At 53.2% G+C, this 20,214-nt stretch carries 20 protein-coding genes; 17 read left to right on the forward strand and 3 right to left on the reverse strand.

The annotated features are described in order from the left end of the window. Positions 1 to 301: 301 nt before the first annotated feature. Positions 302 to 982, forward strand: a complete 681-nt coding sequence (locus tag KVT34_RS21620; protein ID WP_254635057.1) for a 4'-phosphopantetheinyl transferase family protein — start codon at positions 302 to 304, stop codon at positions 980 to 982. Here the strand turns inward: KVT34_RS21620 and KVT34_RS21625 are convergent. From KVT34_RS21625 to KVT34_RS21635, 3 genes are read right to left on the reverse strand one after another with little or no spacing between them, the layout of a single operon-like run. Then, the gene (locus KVT34_RS21625) at positions 945 to 1,937 is read right to left on the reverse strand and encodes a DNA-3-methyladenine glycosylase family protein (RefSeq protein ID WP_217560975.1); all 993 of its coding nucleotides are present in this window, start codon (positions 1,935 to 1,937) and stop codon (positions 945 to 947) included. The genes KVT34_RS21620 and KVT34_RS21625 overlap by 38 nt on opposite strands. After that, positions 1,897 to 2,463 carry a methylated-DNA--[protein]-cysteine S-methyltransferase gene (locus KVT34_RS21630; protein WP_217560976.1) on the reverse strand — a complete coding sequence of 189 codons (567 nt, stop codon included), beginning with the start codon at positions 2,461 to 2,463 and terminating at the stop codon, positions 1,897 to 1,899. The genes KVT34_RS21625 and KVT34_RS21630 overlap by 41 nt, the downstream gene beginning before the upstream one ends. A gap of 39 nt (positions 2,464 to 2,502) precedes the next feature. Then, positions 2,503 to 3,072: a bifunctional transcriptional activator/DNA repair enzyme AdaA gene (locus tag KVT34_RS21635; protein WP_217560977.1), complete on the reverse strand. Its 570-nt coding sequence runs from the start codon at positions 3,070 to 3,072 to the stop codon at positions 2,503 to 2,505. Between the two features lie 226 nt (positions 3,073 to 3,298). Between KVT34_RS21635 and KVT34_RS21640 the strand changes: the two genes are divergently transcribed. From KVT34_RS21640 to KVT34_RS21715, 16 genes are all read left to right on the forward strand, one after another. Next, a complete protein-coding gene (locus KVT34_RS21640) occupies positions 3,299 to 3,880 on the forward strand; it encodes an LOG family protein (RefSeq protein WP_217560978.1) in 582 nt (193 codons plus the stop codon). Positions 3,881 to 4,144: 264 nt separating this feature from the next. Beyond that, a complete protein-coding gene (gene deoC, locus KVT34_RS21645; RefSeq protein ID WP_217560979.1) occupies positions 4,145 to 4,810 on the forward strand; it encodes a deoxyribose-phosphate aldolase in 666 nt (221 codons plus the stop codon). A 27-nt stretch (positions 4,811 to 4,837) separates the two neighbouring features. Next, positions 4,838 to 5,239, forward strand: coding sequence for a cytidine deaminase (locus KVT34_RS21650; protein ID WP_217560980.1), 402 nt, complete (start codon positions 4,838 to 4,840; stop codon positions 5,237 to 5,239). 122 nt (positions 5,240 to 5,361) lie between these two features. Beyond that, complete coding sequence (locus KVT34_RS21655) at positions 5,362 to 6,540, forward strand: NupC/NupG family nucleoside CNT transporter (RefSeq protein ID WP_217560982.1); 1,179 nt, start codon at positions 5,362 to 5,364, stop codon at positions 6,538 to 6,540. A gap of 26 nt (positions 6,541 to 6,566) precedes the next feature. Beyond that, on the forward strand, positions 6,567 to 7,748 hold the full coding sequence (deoB, locus tag KVT34_RS21660; protein ID WP_217560984.1) for a phosphopentomutase: 1,182 nt from the start codon (positions 6,567 to 6,569) through the stop codon (positions 7,746 to 7,748). Between the two features lie 52 nt (positions 7,749 to 7,800). Then, a complete protein-coding gene (gene deoD / locus KVT34_RS21665) occupies positions 7,801 to 8,508 on the forward strand; it encodes a purine-nucleoside phosphorylase (RefSeq protein WP_217560986.1) in 708 nt (235 codons plus the stop codon). Positions 8,509 to 8,705: 197 nt separating this feature from the next. Then, the gene (locus KVT34_RS21670; protein WP_217560988.1) at positions 8,706 to 10,007 is read left to right on the forward strand and encodes a pyrimidine-nucleoside phosphorylase; all 1,302 of its coding nucleotides are present in this window, start codon (positions 8,706 to 8,708) and stop codon (positions 10,005 to 10,007) included. A gap of 303 nt (positions 10,008 to 10,310) precedes the next feature. Continuing rightward, positions 10,311 to 10,907: a TetR/AcrR family transcriptional regulator gene (locus tag KVT34_RS21675; protein ID WP_217560990.1), complete on the forward strand. Its 597-nt coding sequence runs from the start codon at positions 10,311 to 10,313 to the stop codon at positions 10,905 to 10,907. A 118-nt stretch (positions 10,908 to 11,025) separates the two neighbouring features. Then, entirely contained in the window at positions 11,026 to 12,414 is a 1,389-nt protein-coding gene (locus tag KVT34_RS21680) for an MFS transporter (RefSeq protein WP_217560992.1), read from the forward strand. A 211-nt stretch (positions 12,415 to 12,625) separates the two neighbouring features. After that, positions 12,626 to 13,519: a Vgb family protein gene (locus KVT34_RS21685; RefSeq protein WP_217560994.1), complete on the forward strand. Its 894-nt coding sequence runs from the start codon at positions 12,626 to 12,628 to the stop codon at positions 13,517 to 13,519. A 284-nt stretch (positions 13,520 to 13,803) separates the two neighbouring features. Then, the gene (locus KVT34_RS21690; protein WP_217560995.1) at positions 13,804 to 15,579 is read left to right on the forward strand and encodes a hypothetical protein; all 1,776 of its coding nucleotides are present in this window, start codon (positions 13,804 to 13,806) and stop codon (positions 15,577 to 15,579) included. A 249-nt stretch (positions 15,580 to 15,828) separates the two neighbouring features. Further along, complete coding sequence (locus tag KVT34_RS21695; protein ID WP_217560997.1) at positions 15,829 to 17,097, forward strand: PIN domain-containing protein; 1,269 nt, start codon at positions 15,829 to 15,831, stop codon at positions 17,095 to 17,097. Positions 17,098 to 17,124: 27 nt separating this feature from the next. Continuing rightward, on the forward strand, positions 17,125 to 17,328 hold the full coding sequence (locus KVT34_RS21700) for a helix-turn-helix domain-containing protein (protein ID WP_217560999.1): 204 nt from the start codon (positions 17,125 to 17,127) through the stop codon (positions 17,326 to 17,328). Positions 17,329 to 17,662: 334 nt separating this feature from the next. Continuing rightward, entirely contained in the window at positions 17,663 to 18,112 is a 450-nt protein-coding gene (locus KVT34_RS21705) for a MarR family winged helix-turn-helix transcriptional regulator (protein ID WP_217561001.1), read from the forward strand. Positions 18,113 to 18,137: 25 nt separating this feature from the next. Then, positions 18,138 to 19,112 (forward strand): ring-cleaving dioxygenase, encoded by a 975-nt coding sequence (locus tag KVT34_RS21710; protein WP_217561003.1) that lies wholly within the window; start codon positions 18,138 to 18,140, stop codon positions 19,110 to 19,112. Positions 19,113 to 19,543: 431 nt separating this feature from the next. Continuing rightward, the gene (locus KVT34_RS21715; RefSeq protein ID WP_217561005.1) at positions 19,544 to 20,122 is read left to right on the forward strand and encodes a sulfurtransferase TusA family protein; all 579 of its coding nucleotides are present in this window, start codon (positions 19,544 to 19,546) and stop codon (positions 20,120 to 20,122) included. The last annotated feature ends 92 nt before the right edge of the window (positions 20,123 to 20,214 follow it).

The following is a 20,214-nucleotide window of genomic DNA, read 5'->3' on the forward strand; positions in this document are numbered from 1 at the left end:
TAACAACAGCGGCAGTCTAAGACTTTATTTTCAGGTCTTAGGTCGCCGCTGTTTCATTTCCTCAACCCCAGAGGGCTGCCGTCCATCGGGTGATCTCAGTCTTGCAGCTTCGCCATACATACCGGGCTTTGTGTCCGGCGGTGTTTTTAACCGCGCCGTATCAAAAGGACGGCGAGCACAGGGGAATGTCCCACAGGGGCTCTTACATTTGGTACAATAAGGTAGAAAGGGACAGGGCGCATTGGAAATACGCCCTGTCCCCCTCGGTTAAGCCAACAACTTCAATTATTGGGGATATAAGATGGATATTTATGCGATAAACCTGCGTTTGGACGAAAAAGAAACGGTACAACATGCGGACCGGCTGATGGTCCATCTGTCGGAGGAGAAGCGGGCCAAGGCCCAAAGGTTCTACCGGACGGAGGACCGTGTGAGGGCGGTTGCCGCGGACGCCCTCGCGAGATGGTGCCTGTGCCGGAAATTGGCCGTCGCTAACCCGGAGCTGCGCTTCGGGACGAATGCGTACGGCAAGCCGCACGTAACCGCGCCCCGTACCGGCGTCCATTACAACGTGACGCATTCGGGCTGCTGGGTCGCGGCGGGCGTTTCCGAAGCGGAAGTCGGCATTGACGTGGAGCAGATCCAGCAGGTGGATCTGGATATTGCCGAACGATTCTTTTCCGCCTCGGAGAAAGCCGACCTGTTCAGCCTTCCTCCGGAGGAGCGGCTGAATTATTTCTTCGATCTGTGGACGCTCAAAGAGAGCTACATCAAAGCGGTCGGCAAAGGCTTGTCGATTCCGTTGGACTCTTTTGCCATCCGCAAGAGGGGAAGCGGCGTGTTCGAGCTGGAGCCGCAGCCGACCCATGTTTTCAAGCAGTATGAGCTTGACGGGCCTTACAAATTGTCCGTTTGCTCGACTTTGGACCATTTTCCCGATGAAGTTACGTTCTTGCGTCTGGAAGATTTGCTGTTTGACTAGCAGGAGCGCCCTCCGGGAGGAGGCTTCTCCACAAATAAAACACCGCATAAGCCTCCCAGCCCCGCCAGGGAGCAAAAAGCTGCCGGATCTCTTCGAGAGCCGGCTTTTGTGTGCGGTGCAGGAGCTGCTTCAGCGCGTTGTGAAGCCCCGCGTCCCCGATGGGGAAAGCGGCCGGGTTCCGCAGGCAGCGCATCAGCACGTAATGCGCGGTCCACGGGCCGATGCCGCGGATGGCCAGCAGGGTGCGCTCGGCGGCCTCGTAGGAGCCGGAAGCAAGAAGCGCCTCCTTCGACAATGCGCCGCTGTCCATCAGACCCGCCACATGGAGGATGTATTCGGCTTTCTTGCCGGTGAACTGGAGCTGCCGGAGTTCTTCCACGGTCACGTCCGCCAGGTCCCCCGGTTTCGGGAACAGCCAGTAGGTGCGGCCTTCCCAGACGAGCTTCTTGCCGTAATTCTCCACAAGCCTCCGTTCGAGTGTATAGGCGAACGTTAAATTGATCTGCTGCCCGGCGATCGCCCAGCAGAGAGCTTCGAACAGATGCGGCACGCCGATGATGCGGAGCCCGTAATACCCGGAGGCCAGAGGCCCGAGCAGAGGATCGGACTGTGCCGTCGCGTAGAAGGGCGTCATATCCCGGGCAAGGTCCAGCCATTCCGCCGTGTAGGCCGCCGCTTCCCTGACGGCGTCCGGATCTGCGGGCGGGCCCTGCATAAACCGGAGCTGGAGCCTGCCGGGACCCGGATTGCTGATTTCGACCGGAAGCAGTTCTTTTCCCGCTTCGAGCAGCTTGTAGATGCGGCCGTTCTCCACGCTGTGAAGGCATTCCAGAGGGGAACGCGTCAGATACAGGAGCGTTTCCGCGTAACTGAACGCGGCAGGCGTTTCGATGTGCGCGATTCCCGTGTTTTCGTCAAAACTGAAAACGGGCGTGTCCTTTTGCCGTGTAGTCATGGAATCCCTCCAGTCTGAGCAGCTCTTCTTTGACTTGAAGGCCCCCTCTGAAACCGGTAAGCGCCGCATTTTTGCCGATGACGCGGTGGCAGGGCACGATGATGGGAACGGGATTGGCCCCGTTGGCCGTACCGACCGCTCTTACGGCTGCGGGGCTGCCTACGCTTGCGGCAATATCGGAGTAGCTGCGCGTCTCCCCGAACGGAATTTCGGCAAGAGCTTTCCAGACGGAAGTCTGAAAAGCCGTTCCCCGCATATCGAGAGGAATGTCGAATTGCTGCCGGTTCCCTTCGAGATATTCTTTTAGCTGAAGGAGATAGCCGGCCATCCGCACTTCGTCTTCAATCAGAACGGCGCCTGGAATCTGTTTGGCGGCCCAGCTTTTCAAAGTGTCCAGACTCTCGGTCGGCCACGTAATGCGGCACAATCCCCGGTCTGTCGCGGCTGCATATAAAGGTTTGTTTCGGAAAAGGGGATGCACCAGGGCAGCCCAGTAAATTTCGGTTGTCTCCGAAAGAGTGTTCATTTTAGTCGCCTCCGTTTGTCTTGTTTCACCCGTCCTCACTCAGGAGTTCGGGGCATTCTGTTCTCTAAATTCATTCGGCGTACAGCCGGCAGTTTTATGAAAGACGGCGGAGAAATGAGAAGCGCTGCGGAACCCGACTGCCGCGGCGATTTCGCCGATAGGCTGTTCACTCCGTGCAAGCCTGTGCTTCGCTTCCTCCATGCGGGTAAGAAGAAGCTGGCGCGAGGGACTGATCCCGGTCGTCCGTTTGAACGTCCGTTGCAGATGGTAAGGGCTTATGTTCAGCTCGGACGCAAGCCCGTGCAGCGTCAGATTTTCGCCATAGCGGGTGCGGATCAGACCGAGTACGGTTTCCGCCAGCTCCGCATCGGGCCCGTGTGGACTCGGGTTTTCGGGCTTGCACCTTTTACAGGGGCGAAAGCCTGCTTCCAGAGCTCTTTCGATACTGTTGTACACCCTCACATTTTCGGGCTTGGGAGTCCGGGACCGGCAGGATGGCCTGCAAAAAATGCCCGTAGACGTAATGCCCACATAATACTGTCCGTCGTGACGGGTATCTCTGCTTAAAATCGTCTCGTAGACGGATTTGAAAATAGCGTCTTTGTTCATCCGTTAACCGCACCTCCTTCTCTTCACATTATAAACTTCCGTCCGGTGCTTGATAATAGGAGTGAAATAGGACAGCAAAAATTCGCTAAGCCCGTGATTGCGCGGGAATCCGGAAGCAAAAGAAAGATAGAGGCCTTGATCGGCCGTGCCGTCCGGTTTTCCTCGGCCCCGCTTTCCACTATAATGAAGGAAGATTTTATACCAAAAGGATGGAGGAGATCAGACAATGAAACGCATAGCGGTTTTCTGCGGATCAAGCAACGGAGCATCTGAAGTCTACAGGGAAGGGGCCGTACGGCTCGGACGCGAGCTTGCGGAGCGGGGCCTCGCACTCGTATACGGAGGCGCCAGTGTCGGGCTGATGGGGGCCGTGGCCGATGCGGTTCTGGAAGCCGGAGGCGAGGTTATCGGGGTTATCCCGAAGATGCTCGAGAACCGGGAAATTTCCCATCACGGGCTGACCGAACTGATTGTCGTCGAGTCCATGCACGAGCGTAAAGCGAAGATGGCGGAGCTTGCGGACGGATTTATGGCCCTTCCGGGAGGACCTGGCACGCTGGAGGAGTTTGTGGAAATTTACACGTGGGGGCAGCTCGGTCTTCACCAAAAACCGTTCGGGCTCGTCAATATCAATCATTATTACGATCCCCTCGTCGCTCTCTTCGACCGGATGAATCAGGAGCAGTTTATGCAGGATAAGTACCGCTCGATGGTGCTGGTGAACGAAGACCCGGCCAAGCTGCTGGAACAGTTTGCTTCCTACGAAGCTCCGGAAGTTAAAACTTACATAAAGAAAGATCAGACCTGAAATTTCAGGCATCCTTAGTAAAACGTACCGAAAAGAAGCATACTAGAGTCGTTTACGGTTTTCTTGGTGAAGAAAACTGTAAGGGGCTCTTTTTTATGCCCGGAAAAAGAGCGGAAGAAGCCCGGAGACACAAAAATGACATGAACATAATTTTACTATGTGTTTTACATATGTTCACGTGTGTGCTATCATGAAGGCATGAAATCCTACACACATTGTCTATTTAAAAGGGCATGATAACTCATAAACAAGGAGTGTAAACACATGAGCATAGCCGGAATGATCGATCACACGCTGCTTCGCGCAGACGCGACAAAGGCTGAAATCACCAAGCTGACGGAAGAGGCGAAGAAGTACGAATTCGCGTCCGTTTGTGTAAATCCGACCTGGGTTGCCTATGCGGCCGAACAGCTCTCGGGATCACCCGTGAAAGTTTGTACGGTTATCGGATTTCCTTTGGGCGCCACGACGTCTGCCGTGAAAGCGTTTGAAGTGAAGGATGCGATCGCAAACGGTGCCGGGGAAGTCGACATGGTCATCAACATCGGCGCCCTGAAAGCAGGGGACGATACGCTGGTGGAAAGCGACATTAAAGCTGTTGTCGACGCGGCCGCGGGCAAGGCGCTGGTGAAAGTCATCATCGAAACGAGCCTTCTTACGGACGAAGAAAAAGTGCGCGCAAGCGAGCTGTCGGTTAAAGCGGGAGCGGACTTCGTGAAGACGTCCACCGGGTTCTCGACAGGCGGAGCGACACCTGCGGACGTAGCGCTGATGCGCAAAACCGTAGGTCCCGACGTAGGCGTCAAAGCATCGGGCGGCGTGCGCAGCCTTGAGGATATGAACGCCATGATCGAAGCCGGGGCAACCCGTATCGGGGCGAGCTCGGGCGTTAAAATCATGGAAGGCGGCCAGTCCACTTCTTCTTACTAAACCCTGACCTTCGAGGAGGACGGATCCATGAAAGACCAGTTGATTCAAGAAGCAATCGAAGCCCGCAAGCAAGCTTATGTGCCTTATTCGGGCTTCCAGGTCGGAGCGGCCGTGCTCACGGGCGGGAAGGTTTACCGGGGATGCAACGTTGAGAATGCATCCTACGGTTTAACCAACTGCGCGGAGCGGACAGCTATTTTTAAAGCCGTTTCGGAAGGCGAAGGCGGGCACAAGATCGAAGCTATCGCCATCGTGGCGGACACGGAAGGACCGGTATCGCCGTGCGGCGCATGCAGACAAGTTATCGCCGAATTCAGCGACCGGAATACGAAGATTTATTTGACCAATCTTCACGGCAATACCGAAGAATGGACGATTGACCGGCTGCTCCCAGGAGCTTTCCAAGCCGACGATATGGAAAAAAAGTAAAAATAAATATGAAATTTGTTCTTGTAAACTGAATGTAAGCGCTTAATAGTTTTTCAGGTTCAGAGAGCTGTACCTGCAACCAAATCTGCTAATGCTCAGCAACCATTGGGGGAAACACTAACATGAAATATTTAGTTGCTATTCTGGGCGTGCTTGTCGTGTTCGGGCTTACTTACGCCGCCAGCAACAACCGTCACAAAATCCGGTACCGTCCGCTGTTCGTCATGATCGCCCTGCAGGTGGTCCTGGCTTTCGCTCTTTTGAATACAAGCGCGGGCGAATTTCTGATCCGCGGTTTCGCGAGTATTTTCGAATCGCTTCTCGCCTATGCTTCCGAAGGGATCAACTTTGTGTTCGGCGGCATAGCGAACGACAAGGCGTCACCGTTCTTCCTGAACGTTCTGCTTCCTATCGTGTTCATTTCCGCATTGATCGGGATTTTGCAGTATACTAAAATTCTGCCGTTCATCGTCAAGTACATCGGTCTGGTCCTCAGCAAGATCAACGGCATGGGTAAGCTTGAATCTTATAACGCCGTGGCATCCGCGATTCTGGGCCAATCGGAAGTATTCATTTCGGTGAAGAAGCAAATCGGCCTGCTTCCGAAACACCGCCTGTACACGCTCTGCGCTTCGGCCATGTCCACGGTTTCGATGTCCATCGTCGGAGCTTACATGCAGATGATCGAGCCGAAGTTCGTCGTAACGGCGCTGGTGCTGAACCTGTTCGGGGGATTTATTATCTCGTCTATTCTTAACCCTTACGTCGTCACAAAGGAAGAAGATATTCTTGAAGTGCAGGAGGAAGAGAAGCAGTCTTTCTTCGAAATGCTGGGAGAATACATTCTCGACGGTTTTAAAGTCGCCATTATCGTGGCGGCCATGCTGATCGGTTTCGTAGCCCTGATCGCTTTGATCAACGGTATTTTCGACGGCATTTTCGGCATCTCGTTCCAGTCTCTGCTTGGGTATATTTTCGCTCCGTTCGCGTTTGTAATGGGTGTGCCTTGGGCCGAAGCGGTCGAAGCCGGAAGCATCATGGCAACCAAGATGGTATCCAACGAGTTCGTCGCCATGCTCGACCTTGCCAAACATACGACTATGTCCCCACGGACTGTCGGAATCGTATCGGTGTTCCTCGTTTCCTTCGCGAACTTCTCTTCCATCGGGATCATCGCCGGTGCGGTTAAAGGGCTTCACGAAAAGCAAGGCAACGTTGTGGCCCGTTTTGGTTTAAAATTACTGTATGGAGCTACATTGGTCAGCGTCCTGTCGGCTACGATTGCGGGGCTGTTCCTGTAAGCTGAATAGGAAAGGAAGCGAGAAGCATGACTACGTTTAAACGGATTCACCTGATTGTACTGGACTCGGTCGGTATCGGCGAAGCGCCGGACGCCGCTAAATTCGACGACTTCGATGTCGATACCCTCGGGCATATCGCCCGTGAGAGGGGCGGCCTTAACATGCCGAACATGGCCAAGCTGGGCCTTTCCAACATCCGTCCGATCGAAGGCGTGCCTGCGGCGGACAAGCCGCTGGCTTACTACACGAAGATGCAGGAAGCGTCGAACGGGAAAGACACGATGACCGGCCACTGGGAGATCATGGGCCTGAACATCGAAACGCCTTTCCGCGTATTCCCGGACGGCTTCCCGGATGAGCTGATCGGGCGCATCGAAGAGAAAACCGGCCGCAAGGTGATCGGCAACAAGCCGGCCAGCGGCACCGAAATCATCGACGAGCTCGGTGAGGAGCACGTGAAAACCGGAGCGCTTATCATTTACACGTCCGCGGACTCCGTGCTGCAGATTGCCGCCCACGAAGACGTGGTGCCGCTTAAGGAGCTTTACGAAATTTGCGAGTTCTGCCGCGAAATTACGCTGGAAGATCCGTACATGCTGGGCCGCATCATCGCCCGCCCGTTCGTAGGCGAAGTCGGCAGCTTCAAACGGACGGCGAACCGTCACGATTACGCTTTGAAGCCTTTCGGACGCACCACGATGAACGAGCTGAAGGACGGGGGCTTCGACGTAATCGCGCTCGGCAAAATCTCCGACATCTACGATGGCGAAGGCGTAACGAAAGCGGTTCGGACCGCTTCCAACATGGACGGGATGGATAAGCTGGTGGACACGCTCGGCGAGTCCTTCACGGGATTGAGCTTCTTGAATCTCGTCGATTTCGACGCTCTCTTCGGCCACCGGCGTGATCCGCAAGGTTACGGACAAGCGCTGGAGGAATACGACGCCCGGCTGCCGGAAGTGTTCGCCAAATTGACGGACGAGGATCTGCTGATCGTCACGGCCGACCACGGCAACGATCCGACCTACCGCGGAACGGACCATACGCGCGAATACGTGCCGCTGCTCGTATACTCGCCGCGTTTTGCGGATGGCGGCAAAGAGCTTCCGCTGCGCCGCACGTTCGCCGATATCGGCGCTACCGTAGCGGACAACTTCGGTGTCACGCTGCCCGCCCACGGCACCAGCTTCCTGGCGGACTTGAAATAAACCGGGACGATAACCCGTCCCTTCTATCCTTTTATAACGGAGGTACACGTTCATGAGCGTTCATATTGGTGCAAAACCGGGCGACATCGCCGAAACGATCCTGCTGCCGGGCGACCCGCTGAGAGCGAAGTATATCGCGGAAACTTACTTGTCCGACGTAATCTGCTACAACGAAGTCCGCGGCATGCTGGGTTTCACGGGCACGTATCAGGGCAAGCGGGTTTCGGTGCAGGGATCGGGCATGGGGATTCCGTCGATCAGTATTTACGTCAACGAGCTGATCAGCCAGTACGGCGTCAAAAACCTGTTCCGCGTCGGCACGTGCGGAGCGATGCAGGAGCATGTCCGGGTCCGCGACGTAATCCTGGCCCAGGCTTCCTGCACGGATTCGAGCGCGAACCGCCATGTTTTCGGCGGCTTCGACTACTCCCCGATCGCGAGCTTCCCGCTGCTTAAAGCGGCTTACGAGCGCGGCGTGGAGAAAGGCCTTAAACTTCATGTCGGCAACATTTTCAGCTCCGACATCTTCTACCGCGACGACAAAACGGTCGTGCAGAAGCTGATGGATTACGGCGTGCTCGGCGTCGAGATGGAGACGACCGCCCTATACACGCTGGCGGCCAAATTCGGCGTGAACGCTCTGACGATTCTGACCGTGAGCGATCACCTTCTGACCGGCGAGGAAACCTCTTCGGAAGAGCGGCAGACGACCTTCAACGAGATGATGGAAGTGGCTTTGGATACGGCGGTTTCGCTGTAGGACGATACTGGCGCCGGGGGATTTAAATACGGCTCGGTTTTTAGGCTTTTAGAATAGAAACACGGCAGTACCAGACAGAGAAGACATTAAGTCAGACGGATGACGGAAAAGCGGGAAAGGGACACAGGTTGTTAACCGGGTCCCCCGCGAATAGGAATTAGCTAGAGTACTTACTGGTAAAGCGAGGAGAAAAGACGATGAGAATGGTCGATTTGATTGCGAAGAAGCGTGACGGCAAGGAACTGACGACGGAAGAAATCAACTTTATTATCGAAGGCTACACGAAAGGGGATATTCCGGATTACCAGGTCAGCTCACTGGCGATGGCGATCTACTTCAAGGACATGACGGCGCGCGAGCGGGCCGATCTGACGATGGCAATCGTCAACTCCGGCGAAACGATTGACTTGTCCGCGATTGAAGGCATCAAGGTAGACAAACACTCCACGGGCGGAGTGGGCGACACGACGACCCTGGTGCTGGCTCCGCTGGTAGCGGCTTTGGATATTCCCGTTGCGAAAATGTCCGGACGCGGCCTGGGCCACACCGGCGGCACGATCGACAAGCTGGAAGCTATCGAAGGCTTCCACGTGGAAATTTCCAAGGACGAGTTCGTGAACCTGGTGAACGAACACAAAATCGCCGTGATCGGGCAGACCGGCAACCTTACGCCTGCCGACAAGAAGCTGTACGCCCTTCGCGACGTAACGGCCACCGTAGATTCCATCGCACTTATCGCAAGCTCTATCATGAGCAAGAAAATCGCCGCAGGCTCGGACGCTATCGTGCTTGACGTCAAAACGGGCGCAGGCGCGTTTATGAAAACTCCCGAGGACGCGAAAGAGCTGGCGCACGCCATGGTCAGCATCGGAAACAACGTGGGCCGCAAGACGATGGCCGTTATTTCCGATATGAGCCAGCCGCTCGGCGCCGCCATCGGCAACGCGCTGGAAGTGCGGGAAGCGATCGACACGCTGCGCGGCCAGGGGCCGAAGGATCTGGAAGATCTCTGCCTCGCCCTCGGAAGACAAATGGTCTTCCTGGCAAACAAAGCTTCTTCCCTGGAAGAAGCCGAAGAGAAGCTCAAAGAAGTGATCCGCAACGGCAAGGCGCTGGAGAAATTCAAGGAGTTCATCGCCAACCAGGGCGGAGACGCGTCGGTCGTAGACGATCCCGAGAAGCTGCCTAAAGCGAAGTTCCTTATAGAAGTACCGGCGCGCGAGGACGGTGTCGTAGCCGAGATCGTCGCCGATGAAATCGGCACGGCGGCCATGCTGCTCGGAGCGGGACGCGCCACGAAGGAATCGGAGATCGACTTGGCCGTCGGCCTTATGCTGAACAAGAAGATCGGCGAGAGCGTTAAAGCGGGCGAATCCCTCGTAACGATCCACGCCAACCGTGATAACGTGGAAGATGTGATCCGCATGATTTACGACAACATCCGTATCGCCGACCACGCGGAAGCGCCTGTCCTCATTCACGACATCGTGACAGAGTAAGACTTGGGCGGAGCCCTGAAAAGCACAGATTTTAAGGTTGGATAAAATCAACCTGTCCGGCCGCAGGCCGAAAAAACCGCCGCATCGTGGGATGCGGCGGTTTTTGGCATGTGCGCAGGCGACTTACCTCCAAGCGCTCGTTTTGGCTCGGAAGCTTCATTCATTTTCGGGGTTGACAACAATTGGAAAGCGGAATAGAATAATCGTGATTGATAGTGAGTACTAACATACATCGAATATAGCGGTTGCTTCGTCTAGTCCCTTAGCGGAGAGAATCGTACACCTATAAGAGGAGGGGAGAGTATGAGCGGCAGCTCATCTTCAAGCAGTTCAGACAAACTGCTTTTAGCGGCCATCGATCTCATAGCCGATAGGGGCTACAAATGCGTCACCACCAAAGAAATCGCCGCTGCCGCGGGCTTGAGTGAAATGACGCTGTTCCGGCACTTCGGAAGCAAGCAGAATTTGCTCGAATCCGCCTTCGACCGGTTTCATTACGCCGGGGAGATGCAGAAGCTTTTTGCAGAAAAGCTGGTGTGGGAGCTGGAAACGGATCTTCTTCTGATCAGCCGGACTTACCACGATATCATGAACCGGAACCGTAAAATGCTCCAGATCAGCCTGAAAGAATCGGGCAGTCTGCCCGGTTTCAGAGAAAAGACGCAGAGGCATCCGCGGCAATTAAAAGAATTTTTGACGGATTATTTCGTGAAGATGGCGGAGCGGGGAAAGATGATCTCGACGAATCCGGAGCTTCAGGCGGTCTCGTTCATGTGGATGAATTACGGTGCGTTTATGAATAACCGGGACGGTTGGGGAGAAGGAACGTTCGCCGAAATTCCGCTTGATGATTTTATCCGAGAAAGCGTAAAGGTGTTTACTAAGGCGCTGGCCCCCTAGTTTTTCCAGCCTGTTATGCTAATGGGCAACTAATGGGCACAAACATAAAAAACTTTAATTATTAACGAGATTAACCGAAGTATTCGGATATCATTTGCATACTGGGGAGGCAAAAGCTGTGTCAACCGCTGTACAAAAAACAACCGGCGATAAAATTATGCGGGTTCTAGCGTTCACTCTGGTTATTTCGGTCATGAACGCCTCGATCTTCAACATCGTGCTGCCGCAAATCAGTGCGGAATTTCATCTGAATTCGGCCCAGGTCAGCTGGGTGGCTTCCATTTACATGCTGGTCTACGCCATCGGGTCGGTCATTTACGGCAAGCTCGCGGATAAATATCCGTTAAAACGGCTGATCACGTTCGGGCTTATCATTTTTGCGCTCGGCTCCGTCATCGGCCTGTCAGCCACCGCTTACTGGATGGTTATCCTGGCAAGGGGATTTCAGGCCGTGGGTTCCTCGGTAATCCCTGCGGCCGCGATGATTATCCCGATCCGGTTTTTCCCGCCGGAGACCCGGGGCAGAGCCCTGGGCATTTCGGCCATAGGGATGGCGCTCGGCAACGCGCTCGGACCGGTTCTCTCGGGCCTGATCATGAGCGTAGCGGACTGGCGCTGGCTGTTCTGCCTGTCTCTGCTCACGCTGGTGACGCTGCCCTTCTACCGCAAATTGCTGGACGACAAGTCCGGTACGGCGGGCAAAATCGACGCGTGGGGCGGCGCCCTTCTGGCGGGAACCGTCAGCCTGCTGCTGCTGAGCATTACGAACGGCGGGTGGGTCACCGTAATCAGCGGAATCGTGCTGCTCGCACTTTTTATTCTCCGCATCATGAAGGCGGAGGAGCCTTTTATCCAGCCCCGGCTGTTTTTGAACAAACAGTATGTAACGGGCCTGGTCGTTTCCCTGATCATTGTCGGCCTCGGTTTTTCCTTATCGTTCCTGATTCCTCAGCTTATGTCGCACGTGAATCATATAGAGCCCGGCATGATCGGCTTTATGATGGTGCCGGGAGCGGCCGCATCCGCCATGATGGGTCTCAGAGGCGGCAGACTGGCGGATGAGAAGGGCAATTCCTTTCTCGTGTACCTCGCGTCCTCTCTGCTGTTTATCAGCTTTGTCCTGCTTTCTTCCTTGTCAGGCGCTCTTCCCGCGCTCGTGTCGGCTCTGCTCATCTTCGGCAACGTAGGAATGACGTTCATGCAGATTGCGCTGTCCAACACCATTTCGCGGTCTCTGGCCAGAGACCAGGTCGGCGTGGGAATGGGGCTGATGGCCATGATGAATTTTATCGGAATCGCGTCTTCATCGGCTATTTACAGCAAGCTTCTGGACAACGGGGCGACGGTGACGTGGAATCCCTTCAATTTTTACGAGGGAGCTTCCGTGTACAGCAACATTTACTTGGGGCTTGCCGTCCTCGTCCTCGCGGCGGCCGGTATTTATTTCTACCGGTTCGGCAGAGCTCAGGCAGCGGCCGGTACGGCTCCTAGAAAAGCGGAAGCTTAAGCTCCGTAGCCAATGCCAAAGAACCCGGAAAGTCCTCCCGAGAGGATCGCTTCCGGGTTCTTTTTGCGTATACGCTCACTCTGTACAGGTTCAGAAAAAACAGTTGAACTTGTTTTTTAGCTGCCTTTGTCTTTGCGGGAAACGGTATAGTGGAGGGAGCGGCATTCTCATGCAAAGCCACGCCCATCACACTTATATAGGAGGTTCCCCTATGTCTTATACGTTTGAGGAATTTGTACTTCCTCATAAGGATTCTGGTCCGTACGGTTTGACGGCCGGCAAGGACGGGGCCATTTGGTTTACCGAGCAGAAAGGCAACCGGATCGGCCGTATGACACCGGATGGGACGATAACGGAATATCCGGTAACCGCCGAAGAAGCCGGTCTCTCCGTGATCATATCGGCAGCGGACGGCGCGCTATGGTTCAGCGGGTATAAAGCCGGTATAGTCGGGCGGATCGGCCTGTCCGGCGAAATTACGGAATTCCCGCTGCCCGCGGCTGATTCCGGGCCGTTCGGCCTTGCCGAGGGACCGGATAGAGCCGTGTGGTTCACGGAAATGACGGGAAATAAAATCGGCCGGATCACGGCGGACGGAACGATTGCGGAATACGGGCTTCCCCTGCCGGGGGCTTTTCCTTCCTTTATCGCACGAGGCCCGGACGGGGCGATGTGGTTCACGGAAAATCAGGGCAACCGGATCGGACGCATCACTTCTGCGGGGGAGATAACGGAATACCCGCTCCCGAGCGGACAGGCAGGCCCGGTGGGTATCACCGGGGGCCCGGATGGCGCCTTATGGTTTGCCGAGATTAACGGCAACCGGATCGGGCGGATCTCGACAACGGGAGAGATCACCGAATACCCTCTTCCGGAGCCGGGGGCAAGGCCTCATGCGATTGCCGCAGGCACGCAGGGGGATTTGTGGTTTACGGAATGGGGAAGCAACAAGATCGGCCGAATCACTACCACCAGTGGAATCTCCGAATATGCGATCCCCAGAGAGAAGGCGGAGCCGCACGGGCTTGCCGTCGGCCCGGACGGAGCCGTCTGGTTTGCACAGGAGAGCGGCCAGATCGGCCGGTTAACGGTCCGGTCGTTCTAAATTCGTTAGGACGAAACGCTCGATACAGGAGATCACTGCGCGTAAGCGGTGGTCTCTTTTTTGCTGCGGAAAGAAGGGTCTAAAGCTCCTAAGTTCAGGTTGATTACGGCTGGATTTTTTTATAAAAAGGTTTTGTGTTATGGAATTTTTTTACTGCAATTGTGCTTGGGTCCTATGGTTTAATGAAGAGAGATGACAAAATGAGCCTTTTTCTCACATTCGGCCCCTGATCTGGAAATGCGCCAGAGTACAGAGGGCCCATCCAACATTTGCGGAGGTTTAGTATGAAAAAGTTTTGGGTACGCAATCTGCTTGCGTTCTCCCTTTTGACCGGAATGGCCCATACATCGTTTATGACCCAAGAAGCTGCGGCAGAGTCTTCCCGGACTGCGGCCGTTCAGGGCTACACCGTACAGTCAGGCACGATAAGGGAAGCGGGCGAAATGACGGCGGCGCCTTTGTTGGCGGACGGTATGAGTGTGGCGGCATCCGACAAGGATGAGAACGTGAATCACATTGGGCTGAAGGAACTCGGAATTTTTGCGGGTATTCTTTTCGTTATCTATCAATCGTTTCGTATTATCCGGCAGCGGAAAAGGAAGGAAAAGCTGCTCGGGGAAGCGCAGGCTTATTCCACGGATCTCTACCGGGACAGCGAGCGGCTAGGGCTGTTGGCCGATCTGTATAAGGGGCCTTCGGCCGAAAAGCGGATCCGTCCCGTAGAAGCCGAATTGAAAGATGTTTCTTCCATTCTGGATGAGATGACGGCGATGATCTCGGGCATCAAGATTTCTTTTATCGGCAATGTCAAAACGATGGAAGAAACGATGGGAGAATGTCGAATGCTGTTGAGGCAGTATCAAGGGGTATACGGCAGTCTGAAAGCGAGCATAGACAAGCTCTGTGAGCTGGAGAAGCAGAACGACAAAGTCGTATCGGAGCTTCAGGCGAAAATCGAATCCCTCCTGGCCCGGGCAAAGGACCGTTCGGACGCCTACCGGGTGGATGATCTGGAAGAGGAACTGCTCAGTCTGCAAAAGCGGATCGGGATCATCGACCGGGAGCAGATGAGCGATTTTATTGACGTGCAGGAGCATCTTGCGCCGGAACGTAAGCAGCTCGCCGAGATCGAACGGCTGCTTGCGGAGCTGCCTGAGCTGCAAAACCGGCAGCAGAAATTCAAAGGTCAGATCGAGAGCGCCCGGGATGACGTGAACCGCTCCGTACGCGAGCACGGACTGGACTCCTCGGATTTGACATCCTTTGCGAGTCTGGATCGTGCGGAGGCGCTCTCGACCGCGATGCTGGAGGCGCTTAACGCAGGCCGAATCCGGGAAGCCGCGCGCATTTCCTCGGACGTGACGGGCCTGATCAAACACTCGGTCATCGCGGCCGGTGAACTGGCAGAACTGAGGGAAAGCTTGACCAAAACGCTCCGGCTTCTGAAAAGCGGCCTGCGGGAGCTGGATTATCCCGAATCGGCCTTTAAGGAAGAACTGAAACGGGTAAAAGCTTATTTCGCGGAATCCGTCTGGTCTTTTATGAGCGGTGAGTTCGATCAGTTTACGGCCCTGGTGCGCGAAATTACGCCAAAACTTCCCGAAGTGGAAAATGTGCTGGCGGAAGGGCGTTTTAACGAGGGCGGCAAAAAACTCATCGTTCTGATGGAGAAATACGAGCTGGCCGAAAAGAAACATGCCCGTCTTCAGGTATATGAAGCGGCCAATAAGGAACTGAACGCTCTGAGGGAGCGCGTGCACGCTTGCTGGATGGATTTTCAGGAGACGGTGTCGTTTATTTCGTCGGAAGGTCTGGAAGAAGCGCTGCACTCCCGCGATCTCGGCGATTTGAAGTACAAAATTCATGACCGGAAAGAAATGATCGACCGCCGGATGAGCAGTCCTCCTATCGAGCTTGACCGGCTCAGACGGGATGCGGAGGCAATGTCCGCCGATATCCAGGCTTACCGGGCGCGCGTCGAGCAAATCGCCGACCAGCAGGAGGAATACGCGGAAGAAGAGGACGGAAAAAGCGTTGTAATCAACGTGAATTTTAAGTGATTTTGCGGGCAGGTGAGGGCTGGAAGCTGTGTTTGAGGATATCTTAATCCAGGCTTTTTTTTCTCAAGAACTGATTTCAACCTGGACAAAACTCAAACATTGAGTGAAATGACAAGAAACCAGAAACCAGAAACCAGAAACCAGAAACCAGAAACCAGTATACAATCTCCGACTTCCTAGAATATGTTTTCGAATAGTCACCTCACCCATTGTATTCAAATTCAAATTTTATTAAGAGGTAGGCGTGCGATGAAAGACACATTTGCAGGATTCTATCAGCCATCTGAAGAAGATTTTCAAAAGCTTTGGGCTGAATGTATTTTCGTTTTCGATACAAACAGCTTGCTGAATATTTATCGTTACCCAAAAGATTCAAGGGATTTACTGCTGAAAATCCTCGAATCCTTATCTGATCGCATTTGGATACCTCATCAGATTGCATATGAGTATCACAGAAACATTCACGGTGAATTCATCAATCAGAATAACGCATACAAAGAAACAAAAGAAATCATTACATCGGCTACAGGTTCATTGAGACAAGAACTAAACAAGCTCAGACACTCTAACATTCAGGTTAATGAGATAATAGAAAAGATTGCCGCATTAGAAAGCGAAAGCATCAATATGTTAGACAATCAAAAATTGTCTCAACCAGATTTGAATAAGATCAAAGAACAAATCAGCGCCATAATTAGCAACAAAATAGGAAAAGAATACTCGCAAGCACAATTAGATGAAATATATGTCGAGGGTTCGGACAGGTATCCAAAAGAAGTTCCACCGGGATACAAAGACTTGGCAGAAAAGAAGGGTAAAATCTCCTATTATAACGGAAAGATGTACAAGGATGAATATGGAGATTTGGTGTATTGGAAGCAACTCTTAGAACATGCCAAAAAAGCAGAAGTAAAATCAGTCATCTTGGTAACTGACGATAGAAAAGAAGATTGGTGGTACAAAGTCAAAGGTCAAATTCAGGGTCCGGCTACAGGATTGGTGCATGAATTCAATAAAGAGGTGCAAAAAAAATTCTATATGTACCAGACTGAACAGTTCATCAAGTATGCCAGAGAATTTCTAAAGTTAGATGCTGATGCTGACATGGATAAGGCAATTAAAGATATACAGGAATATAAAAATACGGATTCCGAATTTACGGGTCAAATGTTTATAAAGGGATTTATGGAGCTTTACATCTACGAAGCAACGCTCAAGTATAGTGAAAAGATGAACTATTCGAATTCTCATTTTCAAATTGAAAAAGAGTTTTTGCACATATTAGAGAAATTTCAACGCACATCTATTAGTATAATTAAGGTTTGGGAAAGCAAAGAGCACGGGATAATTTTTATAGATTTTCAGACATCTAATCCACTCCCCCTAAACTCTGAAAAAACTTTAGTCACAAAATCAATAATTGATTTACTTAACGTATTGGGCAGCACTGATTTTGAACTGTTACAGATAAAATATAATGGGTGCTATGAGGGTATTGATTTAGACTCTGTCTCATGAATCACCTAAATCCACGGAGGCTCATTCATGCAGATAAGACCAAGACTATCTGAAATTTTAGCTGAAAGAGGTATGACTCAAACAGCTTGTGCAGAGCTTGCTGGTATTCCCCAAGCAGCTATCTCTCGTTTCGACAAAAGTACTCAGCACAAAGATGAGCATGTTTTCCGTATTGCACATGCCTTGAATATCAGCGTGGAACAATTGTTTGTTGTGGAAGATGACAAATAGTTTCGTATTAAATCCCACAGCAATATACGGTAATACTAGATTGTGAAGTGGAAAGCATCCATTTCCGAGGGAAGAACAAATTTTCGTGAGGCACACGATTGTTTGTTCTTTTTTTGTTGCAATCATCGTTGTATATCCTCCTTTTTCACTAAATTCGACATACTGGTCTGACACAAGCAAAAACCAAGTATATTCCTAAACACGAGGTTCAGAAGTATACTTGGCAGTCCCGAAGCGGCTGTGATTTAGAGCCTGTCACATACGGGGGAAGACCATTGACTTTTTATCAGTTTAGTAATAAACTTATAATCATCAAGGGAAGCGAGGTGAGCCGATGGAAAAGAATAAGAAGGAGTCATTTCTCTCCAAACAGGAGGAAAAGCTCGGGGTGCTGATCTGGTTCCGGCTGTCTCGCGTGTACAATCAGAGCATCCGGCAGTCCAACCAGCATTTGAAGGCCTGGAACTTATCGGCCGCGCAGTTTGACGTGCTGGTCCAGGTCGGCTCGCACGAGCGGCTGACTCAGCAGGAATTGGCGGACAAGCTGCTGGTCACCAAGGGAAATATTACGCAGCTGCTGAGTAAAATGGAGGAACTGGGCTGGATCAGACGCGAGCAGGAATGGAAGACCAAATATATTTCCCTGACGGCGGAAGGACAAGCTTTGTTTGACGAGGTCGTTCCGCAGCAGGAACAGTTTCAGGCTTCCCAATTTGACGGCTTGGACCGGGAAGAGAAGAAGCAGCTTCTGGAACTGCTGAAAAAAGTCCAGAAACAATCCTGACAACATAACCGGGGAGGGCATCATCATGGAACTTAAAGGTATTCACCACGTATCGGCCATCACGGCGCAGGCACCGGAAAATTTCGAGTTTTACACTAAGGTTCTGGGGCTTCGTCTGGTGAAGAAGACCGTTAACCAGGACGATATCAGCGTGTATCACTTGTTTTACGGGGATGAGAAGGGCAATCCGGGAACGGAATTGACATTCTTCGAAATTCCCATGGCAGCAAGGAACCGCGAAGGGGTCAGCAGCATTTCGGCCGCATCCCTGCGGGTTGCCAGCGATGAAGCTTTGAGCTGGTGGAAAAAGCGGTTCACCGAATTCGGCGTCGATCACGACGAGATTCAAGAGCGTGCGGGCCGCGCGACGCTGGCTTTCCGCGATTTCGAAGGGCAGCGCCTGATCCTGGTGTCGGACGAGAACAACACGGGAGTTCAGGGAGGCATCCCTTGGGACAGAAGTCCGGTTCCCGCCGAATACGGCATCCTCGGACTCGGTCCCGTCAAATTGACGGTACAGGACCCGGAACCGACGGTGATTGTGCTGACGGAGCTTTTGGGCTTCCGTGAAAAAGGCCGCTACGCAGCGGACGTTCCGGGTCAGCCGGATATCGTCGTGTACGAAACCGGCGAGGGCGGCAGCGGGGCCGAGGTTCATATCGAGGTGAGAAACGATCTTTCCCGTGAACAGCTCGGCCGCGGCGGCGTCCACCACGTCGCTTTCCGTGTGGATAACGAGGATGAGCTGCGCGCCTGGATCAACCGGGTCCGGCAGGTCCGGTTTCCGAATTCGGGCTTCGTGGACCGGTTTTATTTCCGGTCCCTGTACTTCCGCGAACCGAACGGGATTCTGTTCGAGCTTGCGACGGACGGCCCGGGCTTCGATACGGACGAGGATATCCGTCATCTGGGTGAGTCGCTGGCGCTGCCGCCATTCCTCGAATCCAAGCGCCCGCAGATTGAAGCGGGGCTGAAGCCGCTCAACACGAAAGCGGATTAAGCCCGCCGGTTTGACATTGCAACGAATGAACGCCCGCTTGTGTAAGCCTCTCTTTGGACCGAAAGGTTCATGGGGAGGCTTTTTTAGTTCAGTCGGAGGGTACAAGCTCTGTCGTTTACAACTGAGGAGGCGTGATGTACTAGCACGGCATTTGAAATGAATTTTTCCATGTCTTGCAAATGTCTTGCAAACTCCGCGGTCCTTACTATAATTTACTGCGGGCAGGTGCGGTTTTTGCCGTTTACAAACTTCACCAGGGGTATCGTGATTGACGAAAAATCGTAAACGAGCTATAGTATCAATATACCTATACGGGTATATGTATAATCCGAAACTCGCTCTGGCGATAAAAAGTCCCGTTTGAATCTCGGGAGGACAAAACGGCGGAGGTTATGCCTCCGCGGAATAACATCAGGGAGGTACTCGACGTTATGAATATTCAAACTCATCAAATACTCGACGCCAAAGGGCTGGCCTGCCCGATGCCGATCGTACGCACGAAGAAGGCTCTGGAGCAGATTGCTTCCGGCCAGGTGCTGGAGATTCAGGCCACGGACAAAGGTTCCTTGGCCGATATCCGGAGCTGGGCCAAAACGACGGGCCACCAGTACCTGGGCTCCACCGAAGAAGGGGAGGTGCTGCACCATTTTATCCGCAAATCCGATCCTTCCGAGGTCAAAGAAGAGCGGCAATTTCCATATACCGCAACCAACGATGAGCTGGAGCGGTGCCTGCGGGAAAATCCGCAAACGAACGTTCTCGATGTACGCGAACCTGCGGAATACGTATTCGGTCATATACCGGGGGCGGTATCCATTCCCTTGGGTGAACTGGAGCAGCGGATCGGCGAACTGAATGCGCATGAAGAGCTGTATATCGTTTGCCGGACGGGCAGCCGCAGCGATATGGCCGCGCAGCTGCTGGAGCGCCAAGGCTTTAAACGCATCCGCAACGTGCTTCCGGGCATGTCCGCTTGGACGGGTCCGCTGGAGAAGTCGGCGGGCATTTGAGTCCGGGACGCGGGAAGCCTTATACAACCTGAAATTTTAACGGGCTTAAATCCAACATCTTAGAAGGAATTAATCAAAATCGCTTAAAAGAG

This window comes from Paenibacillus sp. GbtcB18 (assembly GCF_019091125.1).
In the GTDB taxonomy this organism is placed as follows: Bacteria; Bacillota; Bacilli; order Paenibacillales; family NBRC-103111; genus Paenibacillus_F; species Paenibacillus_F chitinolyticus.